The following is a 19374-nucleotide window of genomic DNA, read 5'->3' on the forward strand; positions in this document are numbered from 1 at the left end:
GTGTGTTTTTTGACCAGGAGCCGCGCCATGAGTCCGTTGAACCTTGCGTCACCCTTACCGCCACGACGGCTCAAGCGCCTGCCTTTGGCTCTATTGCTCGCAGGCAGCGCCAGTTGGACTCACAGCTACGCCGCCGAAGCTGAAACCTCGGCGCCGGTGCCCGCGGGCAAAGCGTCAGCGAGCGGTTCGCAACTGGAAACCGTGACTGTGACCACTCGCCGTCGCGAGGAGAGTTCGCAAGACGTGCCGACGCCCATGAGCGTGGTCAGCGGGCAGAACCTGGAGACGCAACGGGTCTACCGAATTCAGGATTTGCAGCAACTGGTGCCCAGCGTCAACGTCGCCTACATGCATGCGCGGCAGTCCAGTGTGTCGATCCGCGGCTTGGGCAACAACCCGGCCAGCGATGGGCTGGAAGGCAGCGTTGGACTGTATATCGACAACGTCTATCTCGGCCGTCCGGGTATGGCGGTATTCGATCTGATGGACATCGAACAACTCGAAGTCTTGCGCGGCCCACAGGGTACGCTGTTCGGCAAGAACACCACCGCCGGGGTCATCAACATCAGCACCCGCGCGCCGTCGTTTACTCCTGAGCGCAGCATCGAAACGTCGGTAGGCGAGGACGGTTACTTCCAAACCAAGGGCACGATTTCCGGGCCGCTCAACGACGAACTGGCTGGCCGCTTTTCGGCCTATCGCACCCGCAGCGATGGCGATATCAAAAACGAATACAACGGCCATGATCTCAACGGCGGTTCGCGAGAAGGCTTCCGCGCGCAGCTGCTGTTCAAGCCCAACGAAGACTTCAACCTGCGCTGGATCGGCGACTACAACGAAGAAGACTCCAGCGCCGGCACTCGCGTGTTGTACAACACTGGCCCGACCATCAATGGCGTCAATCTCTATTCCGCACGCGCAGCGGCGGCGGGGGCGACACTGGTCAACGGCTCGCACCGCAAGGTCAATCTGGACAGCGACCAACACGTCACCGTGCACCAGGGCGGCACCTCGGTCGAAGCGAATTGGTCGCTGCCGAGTGATTTCAGTCTGACCTCGATCAGCTCTTATCGCTTCTGGAATTTCACCCCGAAAAATGACGACGGGCTCAACGTTCCGGCGAGCTACAACGCCGGTGTTTCGGTGGAGGACAAACAGTACTCACAGGAATTTCGCCTGGCTTCGCCCAAAGGCGAGTTCTTCGACTACGTCGTCGGCGCCTACTACTTCGGCTCTGATCTGGACAACAAATCCTTCGCCTATTACGGCCCGCAAGCGGACGTCTGGAACGGCACACCGGCCGGGGCGCTCGCCAACGTTGGCAGCGTCGGCAACGGCCACATCAAGACCGACAGTTTTGCGCTGTTCGCCCAAGGCACCTGGCACCTCAGCGAGCGACTGGATTTCACCGCCGGAGTGCGTGGGACTTATGAAGAAAAATCTGCCTGGGTGACGCGTGATGCTCCGGTCGGTGGCGCTGCTGTGGCGGGCGCGGCAGCGGCGGCGCGACGTGGTCGGGCCGGCGCCTACGATTCCGGCGACCTCAATCAGTACAGCTCCAGCCCGTCCGGTTTGCTCAATCTCAGCTATCGCATCACTGACGATGTGCTGGGCTACGCGACCGTGTCCCACGGCGAGAAATCCGGCGGGGTCAACCTGGCGGTCGGTTCGGCACCGACGGCTGGCGCCGATTCGTTGCTGATTGGCACCGAGCGCGCGAACAACGCCGAACTCGGTTTCAAAAGCACCCTGTGGGATCACCGCCTGCAACTCAATGCCAACGTTTTCTGGACGCAGGTCAACGCGTATCAGACCAATGCCTACGACGCTGAGAATCGCGTTCAATACCTGACCAACGCCGGTTCGGTGCGCTCGCGCGGCGTCGAGTTCGAAAGCACGCTGATCCCGCTGCGCGGCCTGACGCTGAACGTCAACGGCTCTTTCAATGACGTCAGCTACCTGTCCTACAAAGACGCACCGTGCCCGCCGGAAATCAGCCAGGCGCCGGGCGCGCCGGCCTCCTGCGACCTCAGCGGCCATCAAGTCGTCGGCGCGTCGAAATGGATCGGCAACGCCAATGGCGAATACAAATGGAATCTGGATAACGGCTTCGAACCCTACGTCACCGCCAGCTATGCATTCCGCTCGAAAGCGGTGGGCACGGTCGAGGATTCCGATTACGGACAAATCCCCAGCTACGCCGTGGTCAACCTCTCAACCGGCCTGCGCGGTGACTTCAACCAGGGTCAGTGGGATGTCTCGCTGTGGCTGAAAAACGCCTTCGACAAAACCTATTACACGACCCTGTGGACGGGCGGCAACGGCGGCTATGAAGGCCTGCTCGGCACGCCGCGCACGCTTGGCGTTACCGGTCGCTACGACTTCTGATTCATACGTGAGGAACTGCATCATGATACGCATCAAAACGGCTTACCCGGTGCTTTTGTCCAGCGTTGTTTTCAGCGCTGGCGCCTTCGCCGCACCCAGTGTTTATCCGACTGGCGTCACGCGTTACGACCCGAACAAGGCGTTCAATCAATACGTGATTTTCAGCGGCGCCGACAAACAGACCCACCTGATCGACATGAACGGCAACGAGGTGAAAACCTGGCCGCAGGCAGGTTTCCCCTCAGCGATCATCGACCCGCAACTGGTCGGTGGCGAGCGTGGCCATGTGCTTTTGCAACTGAGCGAAAAGGATCCCGGCAAACTCGGTTCGGCCGGTAACGGCTTGGGCAATCAGAGCGTCGGCGAGCTGGACTGGAACGGCAAAGTGGTCTGGCAGTGGGGCGACAAGGCGCCGGGTGGCGCAGCTCAGCAGCATCATGACCAAAGGCGTTTGAGCAACGGTAATACCGTGGTGCTGGCGAACAAGGTGCACAAGGTCAAAGGCTTCAAAGCACCGGAGGTGATTGATGATGCCATCTACGAAGTCAGCCCCGACGGTGTGGTGAAATGGCAGTGGCTGGCTTCGGAACACCTCAACGAATTCGGCTTCACCGCACAACAGCTGAAACTGGTGCGCGCCACTGACAACCCGGACTACTTGCACATCAACAACCTTAGTCTGGTCGGGCCGAACAAATGGTTCGACGCCGGTGACCAGCGCTTCAATCCGGACAACCTGTTGATCGATTCACGCAACGCCAATTTCATCGCGATCATCGAGAAAAGCAGCGGCAAAGTGGTCTGGCGTCTCGGCCCGAATCTAGCGCCGATCAACCCGAAAACCGCGCAGACACTGCCGCGTCCGGTGGATCAGTTTGTCGGCCAGCACGACGCGCACATCATCCCCGCCGGGCTGCCTGGCGCCGGCAATCTGCTGGTTTTCGATAACCAGGGCTCGGCGGGTTATCCGAACGTCACCCTCGGGCTGATTTCCGGCTCGCGAGTGCTGGAAATCGATCCGCAGAAAAACCAAATCGTCTGGCAATACAGCGCGGCCAATTCGAAGCAACCGGGGTGGGCGTTTTACAGCTCGTTCATCAGTAGTGCGCGGCGTTTGCCCAATGGCAATACGTTGATCGACGAGGGCATGCACGGGCGGTTTTTCCAGGTCACGGCCAGCGGCGAAAACGTCTGGGAATACGTCAGTCCGTATCTGGGCAAAGCGCCGGGCAGCGATGCTATCAGCAACTGGGTCTATCGGGCGCTGCCGGTGAGTTACGACTGGGTGCCTGCCGGAACGCCACGTTCCGAGACGGCGGTGATCGCCCCGGTGGTTGGCATTCAACAAACCAATGCCAGCCGTTAATGAGCGCTGACGAATGCCGTTAGCGAATACTTTTCATGCCGCAAAAGCATGACATTTCGGGTGGATCGTTACAGGCCTTGTAATACGTGGCTCCGATCGAAACGCGCAGCTTTCATATTTCCGAAAGATCTATGCATAACCGTAAAGATTACTTTCGGTGATAAGCGTCTGGGTCAATGATTGCCCCGTCGATCACGCCGTGGGGGCTTCACAAACGGGCGGGTCGGTCGTTTGGCTCGTAGAACGAAAAGAGACCGCAGGGAGTTAAACAATGGGCAATGTCCAGACCGCCGCCAGCGCAGGGGAATTGCTGTGGCGGCAGCCGCCAAGTGGCGAACTGGTCGATCTTGGCCGGGCGCATCGTGTGCCGTTGGGGCAACTGCGTTTGCAGCGTGCGCCGAAAGGTATCTTGAGCCGGCGCGAAATCGTTCTGCTCGCGGTACTCGCGCTGGTAGTGCATGGCGCAGTGATCTACTGGATCAGCCAGAAACCGACGCCAGTGCTGCCAGTGGTGCCGCCGGAAATTCCGCCGATGACCATCGAGTTTTCACACCCGGCCCCGCCCGCGCCGCCGGCAGTGGTGCCGCCACCGCCACCCGCGCCCGTGGTCGAGCCGCCACCGCCGGTAGAGGACGAATTGGCCGTAAAGCCACCGCCCAAGCCAGCGCCGAAACCGAAACCGGTAATCAAGCCAGCGCCAAAACCCGTACCGAAGGCGGTTGAGCAACCGCCGACACCGCCGAAACCCGTTGCTCCGCTCGCCGCGCCTGCGCCTGCCGCGCCTGCGCCTGCCGCGCCACCGGCGCCAGCGCCCGTGACCCCGGCGTCCGCCAACGCGGCCTACCTGAAGAACCCGGCGCCGGAATACCCGTCGCTGGCCCAGCGTCGCGGTTGGGAAGGCACGGTGTTGTTACGGGTTCATGTGTTGGCCAGCGGCAAACCGGGTGAAATCCAGATTGCAAAAAGCAGCGGCCGACAGCAACTCGACGACGCCGCGCTGAACGCCGTAAAGCGCTGGAGTTTCGTCCCCGCCAAGCAGGGTGATGTCGCTCAGGACGGCTGGGTCAGCGTGCCCATCGATTTCAAGATTCATTAATTGGTAATCAGCTGGCTTTATTCTCGCGGTGTGTCAGGAACCGTCATCGCGAGCAAGTTCGGCTCCCACACACGAGGGATACATCATGACGTTACTGGCATCTCCACTGGAGTCCATCGAAAGCGCGGTGATCTGGCTGCTGGTGGTTTTTTCCGTCGCTACCTGGGGCCTGGCATTGCTCAAGGCTGTGCAGTTCGGTCGATTGAAGGCGCAGGATCGACGTTTTCATCAGCGCTTCTGGGCGGCGTCGAGCCTTGATGCCGCAGCCGAGTTGAGCGAAACCCAACCCGGCGCTGCGGCGCGGGTGGCGCAGGCCGGTTACGCCGCGATTCAGGTGGGCGAAGCGCCGCAGGCGAATGATCTGAGCCAGGCGATCAATCATCAGGATCGACTGGAGCGCGCCCTGCGTCAGCAGATTGTCCGCGAACGCCGTTCGCTGGAAACCGGCCTGGCCGTGGTCGCGAGTATTGGCAGCACCTCGCCGTTCATTGGCCTGTTCGGCACGGTGTGGGGAATCATGGAGGCGTTGAAAGGCATCAGTGCGGCAGGCTCGGCGAGCCTGGAAACAGTCGCCGGCCCTATCGGCGCTGCATTGGTCGCGACCGGCGTGGGTATCGCCGTCGCGGTGCCAGCGGTGCTGGTTTACAACTACTTTTTGCGGCGTCTGAAACTGACCGCGGCGGATCTCGACGACTTCGCCCACGACTTCTACAGCCTGGCGCAGAAGAGTGCGTTCCGCGTGCTCATCCATCCGAGCGCGCACAAAGTGACCGCGCCGGGCAACGCGACAAAAGTGAAGGAGGCGTCCTGATATGGCCTTCTCCACGCAAGACACGGACGAGGTACTCAGCGAGATCAACGTGACGCCGTTGGTGGATGTGATGCTGGTGCTGCTCGTGGTGTTCATCGTCACCGCGCCGCTGCTGACCAACGCAATACCAATCAACCTGCCGAAGACCGAAGCGGTGGCGCCGGTCGAGCAGAAGGATCCGCTGGTGGTGAGCATCGACGGCGCCGGCAAACTGTTTATCAACAAGGATGAAATTCAGCCGGGCCTGCTCGAATTCAACCTCAAATCGGCCAAGGCCAAAGACCCGGAGGTGCGCGTGCAGTTGCAGGCCGACGACGGCGTCAACTACGGCGAAGTGGCGCGGGCCATGGCGTCGATCGAGCGGGCAGGCATCACCAAGTTGTCGGTGATCACCGCGCGTTAACAGATTCAAGTTTTCCGGGGCCGTCTCCTTGGCAGGGTGCGGCCCTTTTTTTATGTCTTCAGGAAAGCCCCTCACCCTAACCCTCCCCCAGAGGGAGAGGGGACTGACAGTGGTGGATGGGACAGTTACGCCGACGTGAAATACCGAGTCGTACGCAACTTCAAAGCCCACGCAAATCGGCTCCCTCTCCCTCCGGGAGAGGGCCGGGGTGAGGGGAAAAGATCGAAAGCCGTGTGCAAACCTCATATTCGATTCAGATCTTGATAAATAGCTTCTTATTCCTTAACGAATATAACTCCGCTCCCTATACTCGTCCCGGAACAGACACGACGCAGGAGAGCTCCCATGCGCAACGAATCAATTCGCTACCTGATTGTGCCGGGCTGGCAAGGATCGCCAGATGATCATTGGCAGACCCATTGGCAACACAGTCTGCCGAACAGCGCGCGGGTGGAGCAGGCCGATTGGCTGACTCCGCGCCGTGAAGATTGGGTCGCCGCGCTGGCCGAAGCGATTGCTGCCGACAGCACACCAGTGATTCTCATCGCCCACAGCCTGGGCTGCATCACGGTTGCGCATTGGGCGGCCACCGCGCCGCTGCAATACCTGCGTCAGGTGCGCGGTGCGTTGCTGGTCGCGCCTGCTGACGTCGAGCGCCCGGCCTGCGCGCCGGCCCTGCGTAACTTCGCGCCGATTCCGAGTGATCTGTTGCCATTCCCGAGCCAGGTCGTCGGCTCCGACAACGACGCTGCGGTCAGTGCGCCACGTGCGCTGGAAATGGCGCGCAACTGGGGGGCGGAGGCGGGGATTCTTGCCGGGGCCGGGCACATCAACGTCAAGTCCGGACATCAGCGTTGGGAGCAGGGCTTCGCCTACCTCTATCGCCTGCAAAACCGCCTCGAACACCACGCCCTTCGTCGCGCCTGATCTTGTTTTCTTCAACGCCCCCGCCTGATGGCGGTTTTGGGTGGGAGCCTGCCATGAGTTTCGAAAATTTCGGTCAGCCCTTGCTGACCTTTCCCGATGCAGAAAAAAGCCCTCTGAGCATCCGCGCCAAAGCCTTGGTGTTTGTCGATCCGCGTTCGCGGCAATTGCGTGAAGAGCTGGAGCAATTGGCGCCACGCGCGATCTCCGTGTTGATCCGTGGCGAAACCGGCACGGGTAAAGAATTGCTCGCACGCCATATTCATCGCGCCAGCGACCGCAGCGGTCTGTTCGTTTCGGTGAACTGCGGCGCGATCAGCCCGACCTATGCCGATGCCGAACTGTTCGGCTATGCCGCCGGCAGTTACAGCGGCTCGGCCAGCAGCCGCGCCGGTTGGTTCGGTTCGGCCAACGGCGGCACCTTGTATCTCGATGAAATCGGCGACTTGCCGTTGCCAATCCAGATCAAGTTGCTCGCGGCTCTGGAGAACCATGAAGTCACCCGCGTCGGTGCACACCAGCCGAGCCCGGTGGATGTGCGCTTGGTGGCCGCGACCAGTATTGATCTGGCCCAAGCGGTGGCTGCCGGGAAATTCCACGAACGGCTTTATCACTACCTCAGCGACGGCCATCTGGAGTTGCCGGCCTTGCGCGCGCGCACCGGCGATATCCTCTCGCTGGCCGAGTATTTCCTCGGCATCTACAGTCAGCGTCTCGATTTGCCTGTGCCATTGATCAGCGAAGCGGCGCAGCACGTGCTTGAACAACACAGCTGGCCGGGCAATACCCGCGAGTTGGAAAACGTCATTCACTTTGCGCTTTTGGTCAGCACCGGTGAAGAGATTCTGCCGGAGCACCTCAATCTGCCACCGCTCTTGACGCAGATCGAAGCCCAGATCAAACAAATCATCGCCACAGGCTCCACGACTGACCAAGCCGCCCTCAAAAAAATCCTGAAAAACGCCGGCCTCCTGTAGGAGCTGGCGCAGCCTGCGATCTTTTGATCCTGCTTCGGCGATTTAACCTGTTGAAAATCAAAAGATCGCAGCCTTCGGCAGCGGCTACACGTCTAAATCGCGTGTATGAACAAAATGGAATATGAACGTGAATAAACGTTATTGTCCGGGAATAACAAATCCGGGTATTGTCCGCGTCACGCCAGCGATATCACTTCACTGGCACACGTATTAATGCCGTCGTCGATGACGACCGTGATTTTCGATAAGGACACTGCATGAAAAAGGTTCTGTTGTTTACCGCATTGGCGGCTGCTCTGACGGCTTCTTTCGCCAATGCTGGCGAGAAACTGGTGGTTGCCGCAACGCCGGTGCCGCACGCTGAGATTCTCGAACTGATCAAGCCGACCCTCGCCAAAGAAGGCGTGGATCTGGAAATCAAAGTCTTCACCGACTACGTACAGCCAAACGTGCAAGTGGGCGAGAAGCGTCTGGATGCAAACTACTTCCAGACCCTGCCATACCTGAACAGCTTCAACCAGGGCAAATACAAGGATGACAAGTCCAAGTACCTGGTGACCGTGCAGGGCGTGCATGTTGAACCGTTCGGTGGTTACTCGAGCAAGTACAAGACCCTGGCTGAACTGCCGGACGGCGCGACCATCGCCATCCCTAACGAAGGCAGCAACAGCGGCCGTGCGCTGATCCTGCTGCAGAAGGCCGGTCTGATCGAATTGAAAGACCCGAAAAATGCCTTGGCAACGCCGAAAGACATCGCCAAGAACCCACACAACTTCAAGTTCAAGGAACTGGAATCGGCCCTGCTGCCGCGCGTTCTGAAGGAAGTTGATCTGGACATGATCAACACCAACTACGCGCTGGAAGCCAAGCTGAACCCGCAGAAAGATGCGCTGGTGATCGAGGGCGCTGACTCGCCGTACGTGAACTTCCTGGTGGCCCGTGAGGACAACAAGAACAGCGACGCGATCCAGAAACTCGCCAAGGCCCTGACCAGCCCGGAAGTCAAAGCATTCATCGAGAAAAAGTACAGCGGCGCGGTATTGCCGGCGTTCTGATCTGACGCTTTGATCCGATGTAAAAACGCCGATGAGCAGCGATGGTCATCGGCGTTTTTTGTGCGTGCTGGAAAGCTAAAGATCGCAGCCTTCGGCAGCTCCTACCTTGGAATACGTTCACTGTAGGAGCTGCCGAAGGCTGCGATCTTTTGATCTTGTCGATGCGTCAGGCCACCTGCGCCTTCAACGCCCGGCGCAACGCCCTCAGCAATTTCACGATGTCCTGCGGATCCAGTCGCTGCGGTACTTTTACATCCATGTTTATCTTCCTTGTGATGAATGGCCGAGAGAGTCTGGCCAAAAGCTGTTCGTCCTTGGAGAGCTTTCGTACAAAAAAGATCCGTCCTACAGCGCAAAGGAAAATTGCCTTCTTATTCCTTCCCCGCAAACCGACAAGATAGTTTTTTGAGTGATATCAATATGCTTTATCGGTATTTAAATTATTGTTTTTATACCTATAAAGTCAGTGCCTGCCGGACAGCCACCCGCGGTCCATGGATTGTTTCACCGTCGTTTACCGAGCGACGTCAGGACACTGCATGACTTTCGATTACACCTTTATCCTCAGCACCCTGCCGGCATTCCTCAAAGCCGTCGGGGTGACGCTGCAGGTCGGTTTCATCGCCATTGGCACCTCGTTGCTGGTCGCGCTGCTCAACGCGACGATCCTGGTGTTTCGCACACCGTACCTGCGCAAACTGGTCGGCCTGTATGTGGAGCTGGCGCGTAATACGCCGCTGCTCATCCAGCTGTTCTTCGTCTACTTCGCCTTGCCGGCACTGGGGCTCAAAGTCTCCGGTTTCGCTGCGGCGATCATCACCATGACGTTTCTGGGCGGTGCCTACCTCACCGAGGTGCTGCGCGCCGGCGTCGATGCGGTACCGCACGCGCAACTGGAGTCCGGGCGTTCGATCGGCCTGTCCCACGGCCAGTTGTTGCGCTACGTAATCCTGCCGCAGGCGGGGATCCTCAGCCTGCCGTCGCTGTTCGCCAATTTCATCTTCCTGCTCAAGGAAACCACCGTGGTCTCGGCGGTGGCGGTGCCGGAAATTCTCTACACCACCAAGAGCTATATCGCGCTCTATTACAAAACCTACGAAATGCTCGCCGTGCTGACGCTGATCTGCGTGCTGCTGTTCTTGCCGTTGTCGCTGTTGCTCAGCCGTCTGGAAAGGAGGCTCCAGCATGGCCAGTTCGGGTCTTGAGTTGCTTTGGGTGTCGTTGCCGCAGTTGGCCAAAGGCGCCGGACAGACCTTGTCGATCTCGTTCCTCAGCATCGCCATCAGCACCGTCGGCGGGGTGCTTTACGGTGTGATGCGCACGTTGAACGTAACGTGGCTCAACGCGATCTTGCGCATCTATCTGGAGCTGTTCCGGGCGATACCGGTGCTGGTCTGGTTGTACCTGCTGTTTTTCGGTCTGCCGATTTTCTTCGGCCTCAGCCTGCCGAGTTTCTGGTGCGCGGTGCTGGTGCTGTCGCTGTGGGGCGCCAGCGAGGTTGGCGAAGTGGCGCGCGGTGCCCTGCATTCGTTGCCGCGCGGGCAGCGCGAAGCGGGGTTGTCGATTGGCCTGAACGCGGCGCAGTTGTATGGCTACGTGCTGTTGCCGCAAGCGCTCAAGCGCATGACGCCGCCGACCATCAACGTCTACACGCGAATCATCAAGACCAGCTCGCTGGCGGTGTTGATCGGCGTGGTCGACGTGATCAAGGTCGGTCAGCAGATCATCGAGCGCACCTACGAATCGGTGCTGATTTACGGCGCGCTGTTCCTGTTCTTCTTTTTCATCTGCTACCCGCTCTCGGCCGCCTCGCGCGTGCTGGAGCGGCGCTGGACGCAAGCATGAGCGCACTGATCGAGTTTCGTGGCTTCAACAAGTTCTATGGTGCGCAGCAGGTGCTCAACGGCATCGATCTGCAGGTGCAGAGTGGCGAAGTGATCGTCATTCTCGGCCCCAGCGGCTGCGGCAAAAGTACCTTGCTGCGTTGCCTCAATGGCCTGGAAGACGCCCACAACGGCAGCTTGAAGTTCAACGGACGCGAGCTGTTGGACAAAGCCACTGACTGGCGCGAAATCCGTCAGCAGATCGGCATGGTCTTCCAGAGCTATCACCTGTTCCCGCACATGAGTGTGCTCGACAATCTGCTGCTCGGCCCGCTCAAGGTGCAGAAGCGTCAGCGTCGCGAAGCACAACAGCAGGCCGAAGCTTTGCTCGAGCGTATCGGCCTGCTGGACAAGCGCGATGCTTTTCCTCGTCAGCTCTCCGGCGGTCAGCAGCAACGCATCGCTATCGTCCGTTCGCTGTGCATGAACCCACGGGTCATGCTCTTCGACGAAGTCACCGCCGCCCTCGACCCGGAAATGGTCAAGGAAGTGCTGCAAGTCATTCAGGGTTTGGCCCGCGAGGGCATGACCCTGTTGATCGTCACGCATGAAATGGCCTTCGCTCGCGCGGTGGCCGACCGCATTGTGTTCATGGATGCCGGGCGCATCCTTGAACAAACCCCGCCCGAGATTTTCTTTTCGAACCCGCAAACCGCACGCGCGCAGCAGTTTCTGGAGAAGTTCTCCTTCGTGGCAACACTGCCAAAAACGAACCCGTCAAAGGAACTGGAACCGCTATGAAAACTGCCGCGTTGTTACTGCCCCTGCTCAGCCTCGCCTTACTCGCCGGTTGCGGCGAAACCGAGGAGCCGCCGAAGCCGAAAGTCGCCAGCGAAAGCGCAGCGCCGGCCGGTTATCTCGAAAAGATCAAGGCTCGCGACAAATTGATTGTTGGCGTCTTCACCGACAAACCACCCTTTGGTTTTGTCGATGAGAGCGGGCGCTACGTGGGTTTCGATACGGATATCGGCCGGCGTTTCGCCAAGGATCTGCTCGGCGATGAAAACAAGGTCGAGTTCGTCGCTGTCGAGCCCGCGAGTCGTATTCCATTCCTGCAAAGTGACAAGGTCGACCTGATTCTCGCCAACATGACCGTCACCCCGGAGCGCAAGGAAGCGGTGGAATTCACCAACCCGAACCTCAAGGTCGCCGTGCAGGCGCTTGTACCACAGGGTAGCTCGGTGAAAAAACTCGATGATCTGGCGACGCGCACCACGATTGTCACCACCGGCACCACCGCGGATATCTGGCTGACCAAGAACCACCCAGACTGGAAATTGCTCAAGTTCGAAAAGAACTCTGAGTCGCTGCAAGCCTTGGCCAACGGCCGTGGCGATGCCTATGCGCAGGACAACCTGGTGCTGTTCAGCTGGGCCAAGCAGAACCCGGGGTATCGCGTGCTCGAAGAAAAGCTCGGAGCCGAGGCGCCGATTGCGCCCGCAGTGAAAAAGGGCAATCTCGAATTGCGAGACTGGGTGAACAGCGAGCTGGCCGAACTGGGCGAGGAGAAATATCTGCTCAAGCTGTATGACCAATATGTGCGCAAAGAGCTGAGCGATGACACCAAGCCTGAGAGCGTGATTGTTGAAGGGGGCAAGTGGCAGGGGTGATTGTCTATGGGGGCGGTGGTGAGGCTTGGCCCTCACCCCAGCCCTCTCCCGGAGGGAGAGGGGGCCGACCGAGGTGTCCTGCGTCACACATCGACCTGAAAAACCGAGTCGATTATGGATTCAACACAGCAAGATCAGGTCGGCGCACCTCGAATAATCAACTCGGTCGGTCCCCTCTCCCCCGGGAGAGGGCTAGGGTGAGGGGCTTTTGACCGAACTACTCAATCCGGCCAATGCCACGCCGGTTCATCCAGCAGCCGCTGCCCGACAATCCCGGTTTGCCCCAGCGTCTTCTCCAGCACGATGCAATTGCACTGCGGATCTTCCTGCAGCGCCGAAATCAACCGCCGCGCATGGGACACCACCCACACCTGACATTGCTCCGAGGCGCGGATGATCAATCGCGCCAATGCCGGCAACAGATCCGGGTGCAGGCTGGTCTCCGGTTCGTTCAACACCATCAGCGTCGGCGGTCGCGGTGTCAGCAGTGCCGCGACCAGCAGCAGATAACGCAAGGTGCCGTCCGACAGCTCAGCCGCTGACAGCGGCCGCAGCAAGCCTTCCTGGAAAAACTCGATGGCGAAGCGTCCGCCGGCCAATGGCGCGATGTTCAGTTGCGCACCGGGGAACGCATCGCTGATCGCTGCACGCAACGCGTCGTGATCGCCGATTTCGAGAATCGTCTGCAAGGCTGCCGCGAGATCGCGGCCGTCGTGGTGCAGCACTGGCGTACGCGTGCCCAGTTGCGGCTGGCGCACCGGCGCGTCGGCGTCGCTGCGAAAGTGGTCATAAAAGCGCCAGCGACGGATGAACTCGCGCATCTGGAACACTTCCGGCGAGCTGCGCAGATTGCCGACCTGATCGAACAGACTGTCAAAATTCGGCGTGTGTTGCGCCAGTACATCCCAGGCGCGACCTTCGCGGGCGCGGATCATCGGGCCATTGCGGTCCACCAGCAGGCTCGCGGGGCGAAACACCGGGCCGGCCCAGATACATTCACGCTTGATTTCCGGATCGAGGGAAAAACACGAACGGCTCGGCTCCGGCAGGCCAAGGCCAATGGCATAGCTGAAATCCTCGCTGGCGAATCCCAGGCGCAAGCGTTTCACGCCGTGACGCACGGTCGGCTCGATCGCCACTTCACCGTTGCGCATGCGTCGGCTGATGGTTTCCGGTCCGGCCCAGAACGTCGAATCCAGCCCGCCCTCACGGGCCAACGCGTTAACCACGCCGCCCTGTGCGGTTTCTGCCAGCAGGCGCAACGCGCGATAAAGATTGGATTTGCCGCTGCCATTGGGCCCGGTGATCAGATTAAGACGCCCGAGCGGAATCACCAGTTTGTTGATCGAACGATAATTTGCCACCGCCAAGGTATTGAGCATGGAATTCCTTCTCTTCAGGCGCCCATTGCAGGCGCTGCTGCAGGCTGCGATCTTTGCTTTTAATGGTCAAGATCAAAAGATCGCAGCCTTCGGCAGCTCCTACAAGGAAATGTCAGGATCGTGCGAGCGAACGTTGAACCCTGTTCTAAGCTCACAGTCGTATCGTCACTTGCACGTTCGTACACAGGAAGGAGTCTGCATGGCGAGTCCCGGAATGAAAACAGCGGTCATGCTGAGTTTGTGCACTTTGCTCAGCGCTTGCGACGACAAGCAACCCGCGCAGGAATACTTGCCCCGCGTTTTTGTACAGGACGTCAAACCCGAGAACTACGCCGCCGCGGTGACCCTCACCGGCGACGTACAGGCGCGCGTGCAGACGCAGTTGTCATTCCGCGTTGGCGGCAAGATCATCCAGCGCATGGTCGACGTCGGCGACCGGGTCACGGCCAAACAGGTGCTGGCCAGGCTCGATCCCAAGGATCTGCAGACCAACGTCGACTCCGCCCAGGCCCAGGTTGTCGCCGAACAGGCCCGCGTGAAGCAAGCGGCGGCGGCTTTCGTGCGTCAGCAAAAACTCTTGCCCAAGGGCTACACCAGCCAGAGTGAATTTGACTCCGCGCAAGCGGCGTTGCGCAGCAGTCAAAGCGCATTGAGCGCGGCGCAGGCGCAACTGGCCAACGCGAAGGATCAACTCAGCTACACCGCGTTGATCGCCGATGCGCCGGGCATCATCACCGAGCGCCAGGCCGAAGTCGGCCAGGTCGTGCAAGCCACGGCGCCGATTTTCGGTCTGGCCCGGGATGGCGATCGCGATGCGGTGTTCAACGTTTATGAATCATTGCTGGCCGAGCGTCCTTCGGACAACCGCATCACTGTGAGCCTGCTCGACAATCCCGAGATCAAAACCACCGGCACCGTGCGCGAAGTTACCCCGGCGGTGTCGGCGCAGTCCGGTACCGTGCAAGTCAAAGTCAGCCTCGACAAACTGCCGCCGGGCATGCAACTCGGTTCGGTGGTCAGCGCCACCGCCAAGGGCAGCGGCGCCTCGGCCGTTGAACTGCCATGGTCGGCGCTGACGAAAAACATCAGCGACCCGGCAGTGTGGCTGGTCGATGACAAGGGCGAGGCGCAACTGCACACGGTCACCGTCGGCCGTTACCTCACTGGCAAGGTGATCATCAGCGCAGGCCTCAAGGGCGGCGAAAAAGTCATCGTCGCGGGCGGCCAGTTGCTGCACCCCGGCATGAAAGTCGAGATCGCCGAAAACACCTACAAGGATCTGCAACCGGGAGCGCAGCCATGAAGCGTCTCGGACTGCTGTGCATGACGCTGCTGCTGAGTGCTTGCTCGGAGAAGGAAAAGCCGCCGGAACCGGTGCGCCCGGTGCTGTCGGTTACGGTCAAAGCATTGAACGAAGAAAGCCTCGGTCGTTTTGCCGGCAGCATTCAGGCGCGCTACGAGAGCAACACCGGTTTTCGCGTGGGTGGGCGCATCGCCAGCCGAAATGTCGACGTCGGCGCTGAAGTGCAGAAGGGCACGTTGCTCGCCACCCTCGACCCGTCCGACCAGCAGAATCAGCTGCGCTCGGCCCAAGGTGATCTGGCCAGGGTCCAGGCGCAACTGATCAACGCCCAGGCCAACGCGCGTCGACAGCAAGCGCTGTTCGATCGCGGCGTCGGTGCGCAGGCACAACTGGACGTCGCCAACACTGACCTGAAAACCACTCAGGCCTCGCTCGATCAAGCGCGCGCCGCGGTCAATCAAAGCAAGGATCAACTCGCTTACACCGAGCTGCGATCCGATCACAAAGCCGTGGTCACCGCGTGGAATGCTGAAGCCGGGCAGGTCGTTACGGCGGGCCAACAAGTCGTGACCCTGGCCCAACCGGACATCAAGGAAGCGGTGATCGATCTGCCAGACAGCCTGGTCGACCAGATCCCCAGTGACGTGGTGTTTTCGGTGGCCGCGCAACTTGATCCGAGCATCAACACCACGGCAATCATTCGCGAGATCGAACCCCAGGCACAAAGCGCCACGCGCACCCGTCGCGCGCGGCTTACCCTGACTGACACGCCGGACGGCTTCCGCCTCGGCACCGCAATCAGCGTAACCCTCAGCTCGGCAATCAAGCCGCGTATCGAACTGCCGCTGACCGCGTTGCAGGAAGTCGATGGCAAGGCGCGTGTCTGGGTGATCGACACTCAAAGCAAAACCGTCAGCCCGCGCGATGTCAGCGTGATCAGCCGCACCGACAGCAGTGTGGTGCTGGCTGGCGGGGTGCAGAACGGCGAGCGTGTGGTCAGCGCCGGCGTCAACAGCCTCAAACCCGGACAATCGGTAAAACTTGACGAGGACAGTCAATGAAAGGCTCTTTCAATCTCTCCGAATGGGCCCTCAAGCATCAGTCTTTCGTCTGGTATCTGATGTTCGTCGGGCTGCTCATGGGCGTGTTCTCCTATTTCAATCTGGGGCGCGAGGAAGATCCGTCGTTCACCATCAAGACCATGGTGATCCAGACCAAATGGCCGGGCGCGACCCAAGAGGAAACGCTCCAGCAAGTCACTGACCGCATCGAGAAAAAACTCGAAGAACTCGACTCCCTCGACTACGTGAAAAGCTACACGCGCCCCGGCGAATCGACGGTGTACGTGTACTTGCGCGACACCACCAGCGCCGACGACATTCCGCAAATCTGGTATCAGGTGCGCAAGAAAATCGACGACATTCGCGGCCAGTTTCCCCAAGGAATCCAGGGGCCGGGATTCAACGACGAGTTCGGCGACGTCTACGGCTCGGTCTACGCCTTCACCGCCGACGGCCTGACCATGCGCCAGCTGCGCGATTACGTGGAACAGGCGCGGGCGGAAATCCGCAACGTGCCGGGGCTCGGCAAGATCGAAATGGTCGGCCAGCAGGACGAAACGATTTATCTGAATTTTTCCACGCGCAAACTTGCCGCGCTGGGCATCGACCAACGCCAGGTTGTGCAGAGTCTGCAATCGCAGAACGCAGTGACCCCGGCCGGTGTGATCGAAGCCGGGCCCGAGCGGATCTCGGTGCGCACCTCGGGTCAGTTCGCCTCGGAGAAGGATCTGGCCGAGGTCAATCTCAAGCTCAACGACCGCTTCTATCGCCTGGCTGACATCGCCGACATCAAGCGCGGCTACGTCGACCCGGCTACGCCGCAATTTCGCTTCGACGGCAAACCGGCCATCGGCCTGGCGATTGCCATGCAGAAGGGCGGCAACGTTCAGGAATTCGGCAAGGCCTTGCACGAGCGCATCGACCAACTCACGGCAGATTTGCCGGTGGGCGTAGGCGTGCACACGGTCTCCGATCAGGCGGTGGTGGTGGAAGAGGCCGTCGGCGGCTTCACCAGCGCCCTGTTCGAGGCGGTGATCATCGTGCTGGTGGTCAGCTTCATCAGCCTCGGTGTGCGCGCCGGTCTGGTGGTGGCCTGCTCGATTCCGCTGGTGTTGGCGATGGTATTTGTATTCATGGAATACAGCGGCATCACCATGCAGCGGATTTCCCTCGGCGCGCTGATCATCGCCCTCGGCCTGTTGGTGGATGATGCGATGATCACCGTAGAGATGATGGTCACGCGCCTGGAAATGGGCGAGACCAAGGAGCAGGCGGCGACGTTTGCCTACACCTCGACGGCGTTCCCGATGCTCACCGGTACGCTGGTGACCGTCGCCGGTTTCGTGCCGATCGGCCTCAACGCCAGCTCTGCCGGTGAGTATACGTTCACGCTGTTCGCGGTGATTGCCGTGGCGATGATCGTCTCGTGGGTGGTGGCGGTGTTCTTCGCGCCGGTGATTGGCGTGCACATCCTCAGTGACAAGGTGAAGGCGCATGACGCCGAGCCGGGCCGCGTCGGTCGCGCCTTCAACGGCGGCCTGTTGTGGGCCATGCGCAATCGCTGGTGGGCGATCGGCATCACCGTGCTGTTGTTTGTCCTGTCGATTTTCTGCATGCGCTTTGTGCAGAACCAGTTTTTCCCGGCCTCCGACCGTCCGGAAATTCTGGTCGATCTGAACCTGCCGCAAAACGCTTCGATCGACGAAACCCGCAAGGCTGTCGACAAGCTCGAAGCCACCCTCAAGGGCGATCCGGACATCGTGCGTTGGAGCACTTACATCGGCCAGGGCGCGATCCGTTTCTACCTGCCGCTCGACCAGCAATTGCAAAACCCGTACTACGCGCAGCTAGTGATCGTCAGCAAGGATTTCGAAGCCCGCGAGGCCTTGAGCCAACGCCTGCGCGAGCGTTTGCACAAAGATTTCGTCGGCATCGGCAGCTACGTGCAAGCGCTGGAAATGGGCCCGCCGGTGGGGCGTCCGATTCAGTACCGGGTCAGCGGCAAAGACGTCGATCAAGTGCGCAAACACGCCATCGACCTGGCCACTGAACTCGACAAGAACTCGCACATCGGCGAGATCATCTACGACTGGAACGAGCCCGGCAAAGTCCTGCGTATCGACATCGCTCAGGACAAGGCGCGGCAACTCGGGCTGTCGTCCGAAGACGTCGCGAACCTGATGAACAGCATCGTCAGCGGCTCGCCGTTGACTCAGGTCGATGACGATATCTATCTGATCAACGTGGTCGGGCGCGCCGTGGATTCCGAACGCGGCACCCCGGAAACCTTGCAGAACCTGCAGATCGTCACGCCGAGCGGCACGTCGATTCCGCTGCTGGCATTCGCCACCGTGCGCTATGAACTGGAGCAGCCGCTGGTATGGCGCCGCGACCGTTTGCCGACCATCACCATCAAGGCTTCGGTGCGCGACGAGATCCAGCCGACTGACCTGGTGAAACTGCTCAAGCCCTCAATCGATGCCTTTGCTGCGAAACTGCCGGTCGGCTACAAGGTTGCCACCGGCGGTACGGTCGAAGAAAGCGGCAAGGCACAGGGGCCGATTGCCAAGGTTCTGCCATTGATGCTGTTTCTGATGGCAACGTTCCTGATGATCCAGTTGCACAGCGTGCAGAAGATGTTCCTGGTGGCGAGTGTCGCGCCCCTCGGACTGATCGGCGTGGTGCTGGCGCTGGTGCCGACCGGCACGCCAATGGGCTTCGTGGCGATCCTCGGGATTCTTGCGCTGATTGGCATCATCATTCGCAACTCGGTGATTCTGGTGACGCAGATCGATGAATTCGAGAAGAAGGGTTACGCGCCGTGGGACGCGGTGGTCGAAGCGACTGAGCATCGACGCCGGCCAATCCTGCTGACTGCTGCGGCGGCGAGCATGGGCATGATCCCGATCGCTCGCGAAGTGTTCTGGGGGCCGATGGCCTACGCGATGATTGGCGGGATCGTCGTGGCGACGTTGCTGACACTGCTGTTCCTGCCGGCGCTGTACGTGGCCTGGTACAAGATTCGCGAACCGAAAAAAGACACTGCCTAAGGCAAAAGCAAAAGATCGCAGCCTGCGGCAGCTCCTACAGGGAAACGCATTTCAATGTAGGAGCT

16 protein-coding genes are annotated in these 19374 nt (G+C 60.1%); 15 read left to right on the top strand and 1 reads right to left on the bottom strand.

All coding sequences use genetic code 11. From position 1 onward, the window contains the following. The first annotated feature begins 27 nt into the window (after window positions 1-27). From EL257_RS01020 to EL257_RS01075, 12 genes are all read left to right on the top strand, one after another. Window positions 28-2388: a TonB-dependent receptor gene (locus EL257_RS01020; RefSeq protein WP_126359022.1), complete on the top strand. Its 2361-nt coding sequence runs from the start codon at window positions 28-30 to the stop codon at window positions 2386-2388. 22 nt (window positions 2389-2410) lie between these two features. Then, a complete protein-coding gene (locus EL257_RS01025) occupies window positions 2411-3754 on the top strand; it encodes an aryl-sulfate sulfotransferase (RefSeq protein ID WP_126359024.1) in 1344 nt (447 codons plus the stop codon). Window positions 3755-4025: 271 nt separating this feature from the next. Then, window positions 4026-4850 carry an energy transducer TonB gene (locus EL257_RS01030; RefSeq protein WP_126359027.1) on the top strand — a complete coding sequence of 275 codons (825 nt, stop codon included), beginning with the start codon at window positions 4026-4028 and terminating at the stop codon, window positions 4848-4850. A gap of 85 nt (window positions 4851-4935) precedes the next feature. Continuing rightward, the gene (locus EL257_RS01035; protein ID WP_126359029.1) at window positions 4936-5661 is read left to right on the top strand and encodes a MotA/TolQ/ExbB proton channel family protein; all 726 of its coding nucleotides are present in this window, start codon (window positions 4936-4938) and stop codon (window positions 5659-5661) included. A 1-nt stretch (window position 5662) separates the two neighbouring features. Continuing rightward, window positions 5663-6064 (top strand): ExbD/TolR family protein, encoded by a 402-nt coding sequence (locus EL257_RS01040; protein ID WP_126359031.1) that lies wholly within the window; start codon window positions 5663-5665, stop codon window positions 6062-6064. Between the two features lie 345 nt (window positions 6065-6409). Further along, on the top strand, window positions 6410-6991 hold the full coding sequence (locus EL257_RS01045; RefSeq protein WP_126359033.1) for an alpha/beta hydrolase: 582 nt from the start codon (window positions 6410-6412) through the stop codon (window positions 6989-6991). Between the two features lie 53 nt (window positions 6992-7044). Beyond that, window positions 7045-7965, top strand: coding sequence for a sigma 54-interacting transcriptional regulator (locus tag EL257_RS01050; protein ID WP_126359035.1), 921 nt, complete (start codon window positions 7045-7047; stop codon window positions 7963-7965). 257 nt (window positions 7966-8222) lie between these two features. Further along, window positions 8223-9020, top strand: a complete 798-nt coding sequence (locus EL257_RS01055) for a MetQ/NlpA family ABC transporter substrate-binding protein (protein ID WP_016772222.1) — start codon at window positions 8223-8225, stop codon at window positions 9018-9020. A gap of 539 nt (window positions 9021-9559) precedes the next feature. Beyond that, entirely contained in the window at window positions 9560-10225 is a 666-nt protein-coding gene (locus EL257_RS01060) for an amino acid ABC transporter permease (protein ID WP_126359037.1), read from the top strand. Beyond that, entirely contained in the window at window positions 10206-10865 is a 660-nt protein-coding gene (locus EL257_RS01065) for an amino acid ABC transporter permease (RefSeq protein ID WP_126359039.1), read from the top strand. The genes EL257_RS01060 and EL257_RS01065 overlap by 20 nt, the downstream gene beginning before the upstream one ends. Beyond that, complete coding sequence (locus EL257_RS01070) at window positions 10862-11644, top strand: amino acid ABC transporter ATP-binding protein (RefSeq protein ID WP_126359041.1); 783 nt, start codon at window positions 10862-10864, stop codon at window positions 11642-11644. Before EL257_RS01065 ends, EL257_RS01070 begins: the two co-directional genes overlap by 4 nt. Beyond that, window positions 11641-12513, top strand: a complete 873-nt coding sequence (locus EL257_RS01075) for a transporter substrate-binding domain-containing protein (protein WP_126359044.1) — start codon at window positions 11641-11643, stop codon at window positions 12511-12513. The genes EL257_RS01070 and EL257_RS01075 overlap by 4 nt, the downstream gene beginning before the upstream one ends. A gap of 221 nt (window positions 12514-12734) precedes the next feature. Here the strand turns inward: EL257_RS01075 and EL257_RS01080 are convergent, their stop codons facing one another. Then, on the bottom strand, window positions 12735-13895 hold the full coding sequence (locus tag EL257_RS01080; protein ID WP_126359046.1) for an AAA family ATPase: 1161 nt from the start codon (window positions 13893-13895) through the stop codon (window positions 12735-12737). A 199-nt stretch (window positions 13896-14094) separates the two neighbouring features. Here EL257_RS01080 and EL257_RS01085 point away from each other — a divergent pair, with 199 nt between their 5' ends. From EL257_RS01085 to EL257_RS01095, 3 genes are read left to right on the top strand one after another with little or no spacing between them, the layout of a single operon-like run. Beyond that, a complete protein-coding gene (locus tag EL257_RS01085; protein WP_126359048.1) occupies window positions 14095-15198 on the top strand; it encodes an efflux RND transporter periplasmic adaptor subunit in 1104 nt (367 codons plus the stop codon). Further along, complete coding sequence (locus EL257_RS01090; RefSeq protein ID WP_126359050.1) at window positions 15195-16259, top strand: efflux RND transporter periplasmic adaptor subunit; 1065 nt, start codon at window positions 15195-15197, stop codon at window positions 16257-16259. Before EL257_RS01085 ends, EL257_RS01090 begins: the two co-directional genes overlap by 4 nt. After that, on the top strand, window positions 16256-19309 hold the full coding sequence (locus EL257_RS01095) for an efflux RND transporter permease subunit (RefSeq protein ID WP_126359052.1): 3054 nt from the start codon (window positions 16256-16258) through the stop codon (window positions 19307-19309). Before EL257_RS01090 ends, EL257_RS01095 begins: the two co-directional genes overlap by 4 nt. Window positions 19310-19374: the final 65 nt, after the last annotated feature.

It is taken from the genome of Pseudomonas fluorescens (genome assembly GCF_900636825.1).
GTDB lineage: Bacteria > Pseudomonadota > Gammaproteobacteria > Pseudomonadales > Pseudomonadaceae > Aquipseudomonas > Aquipseudomonas fluorescens_BG.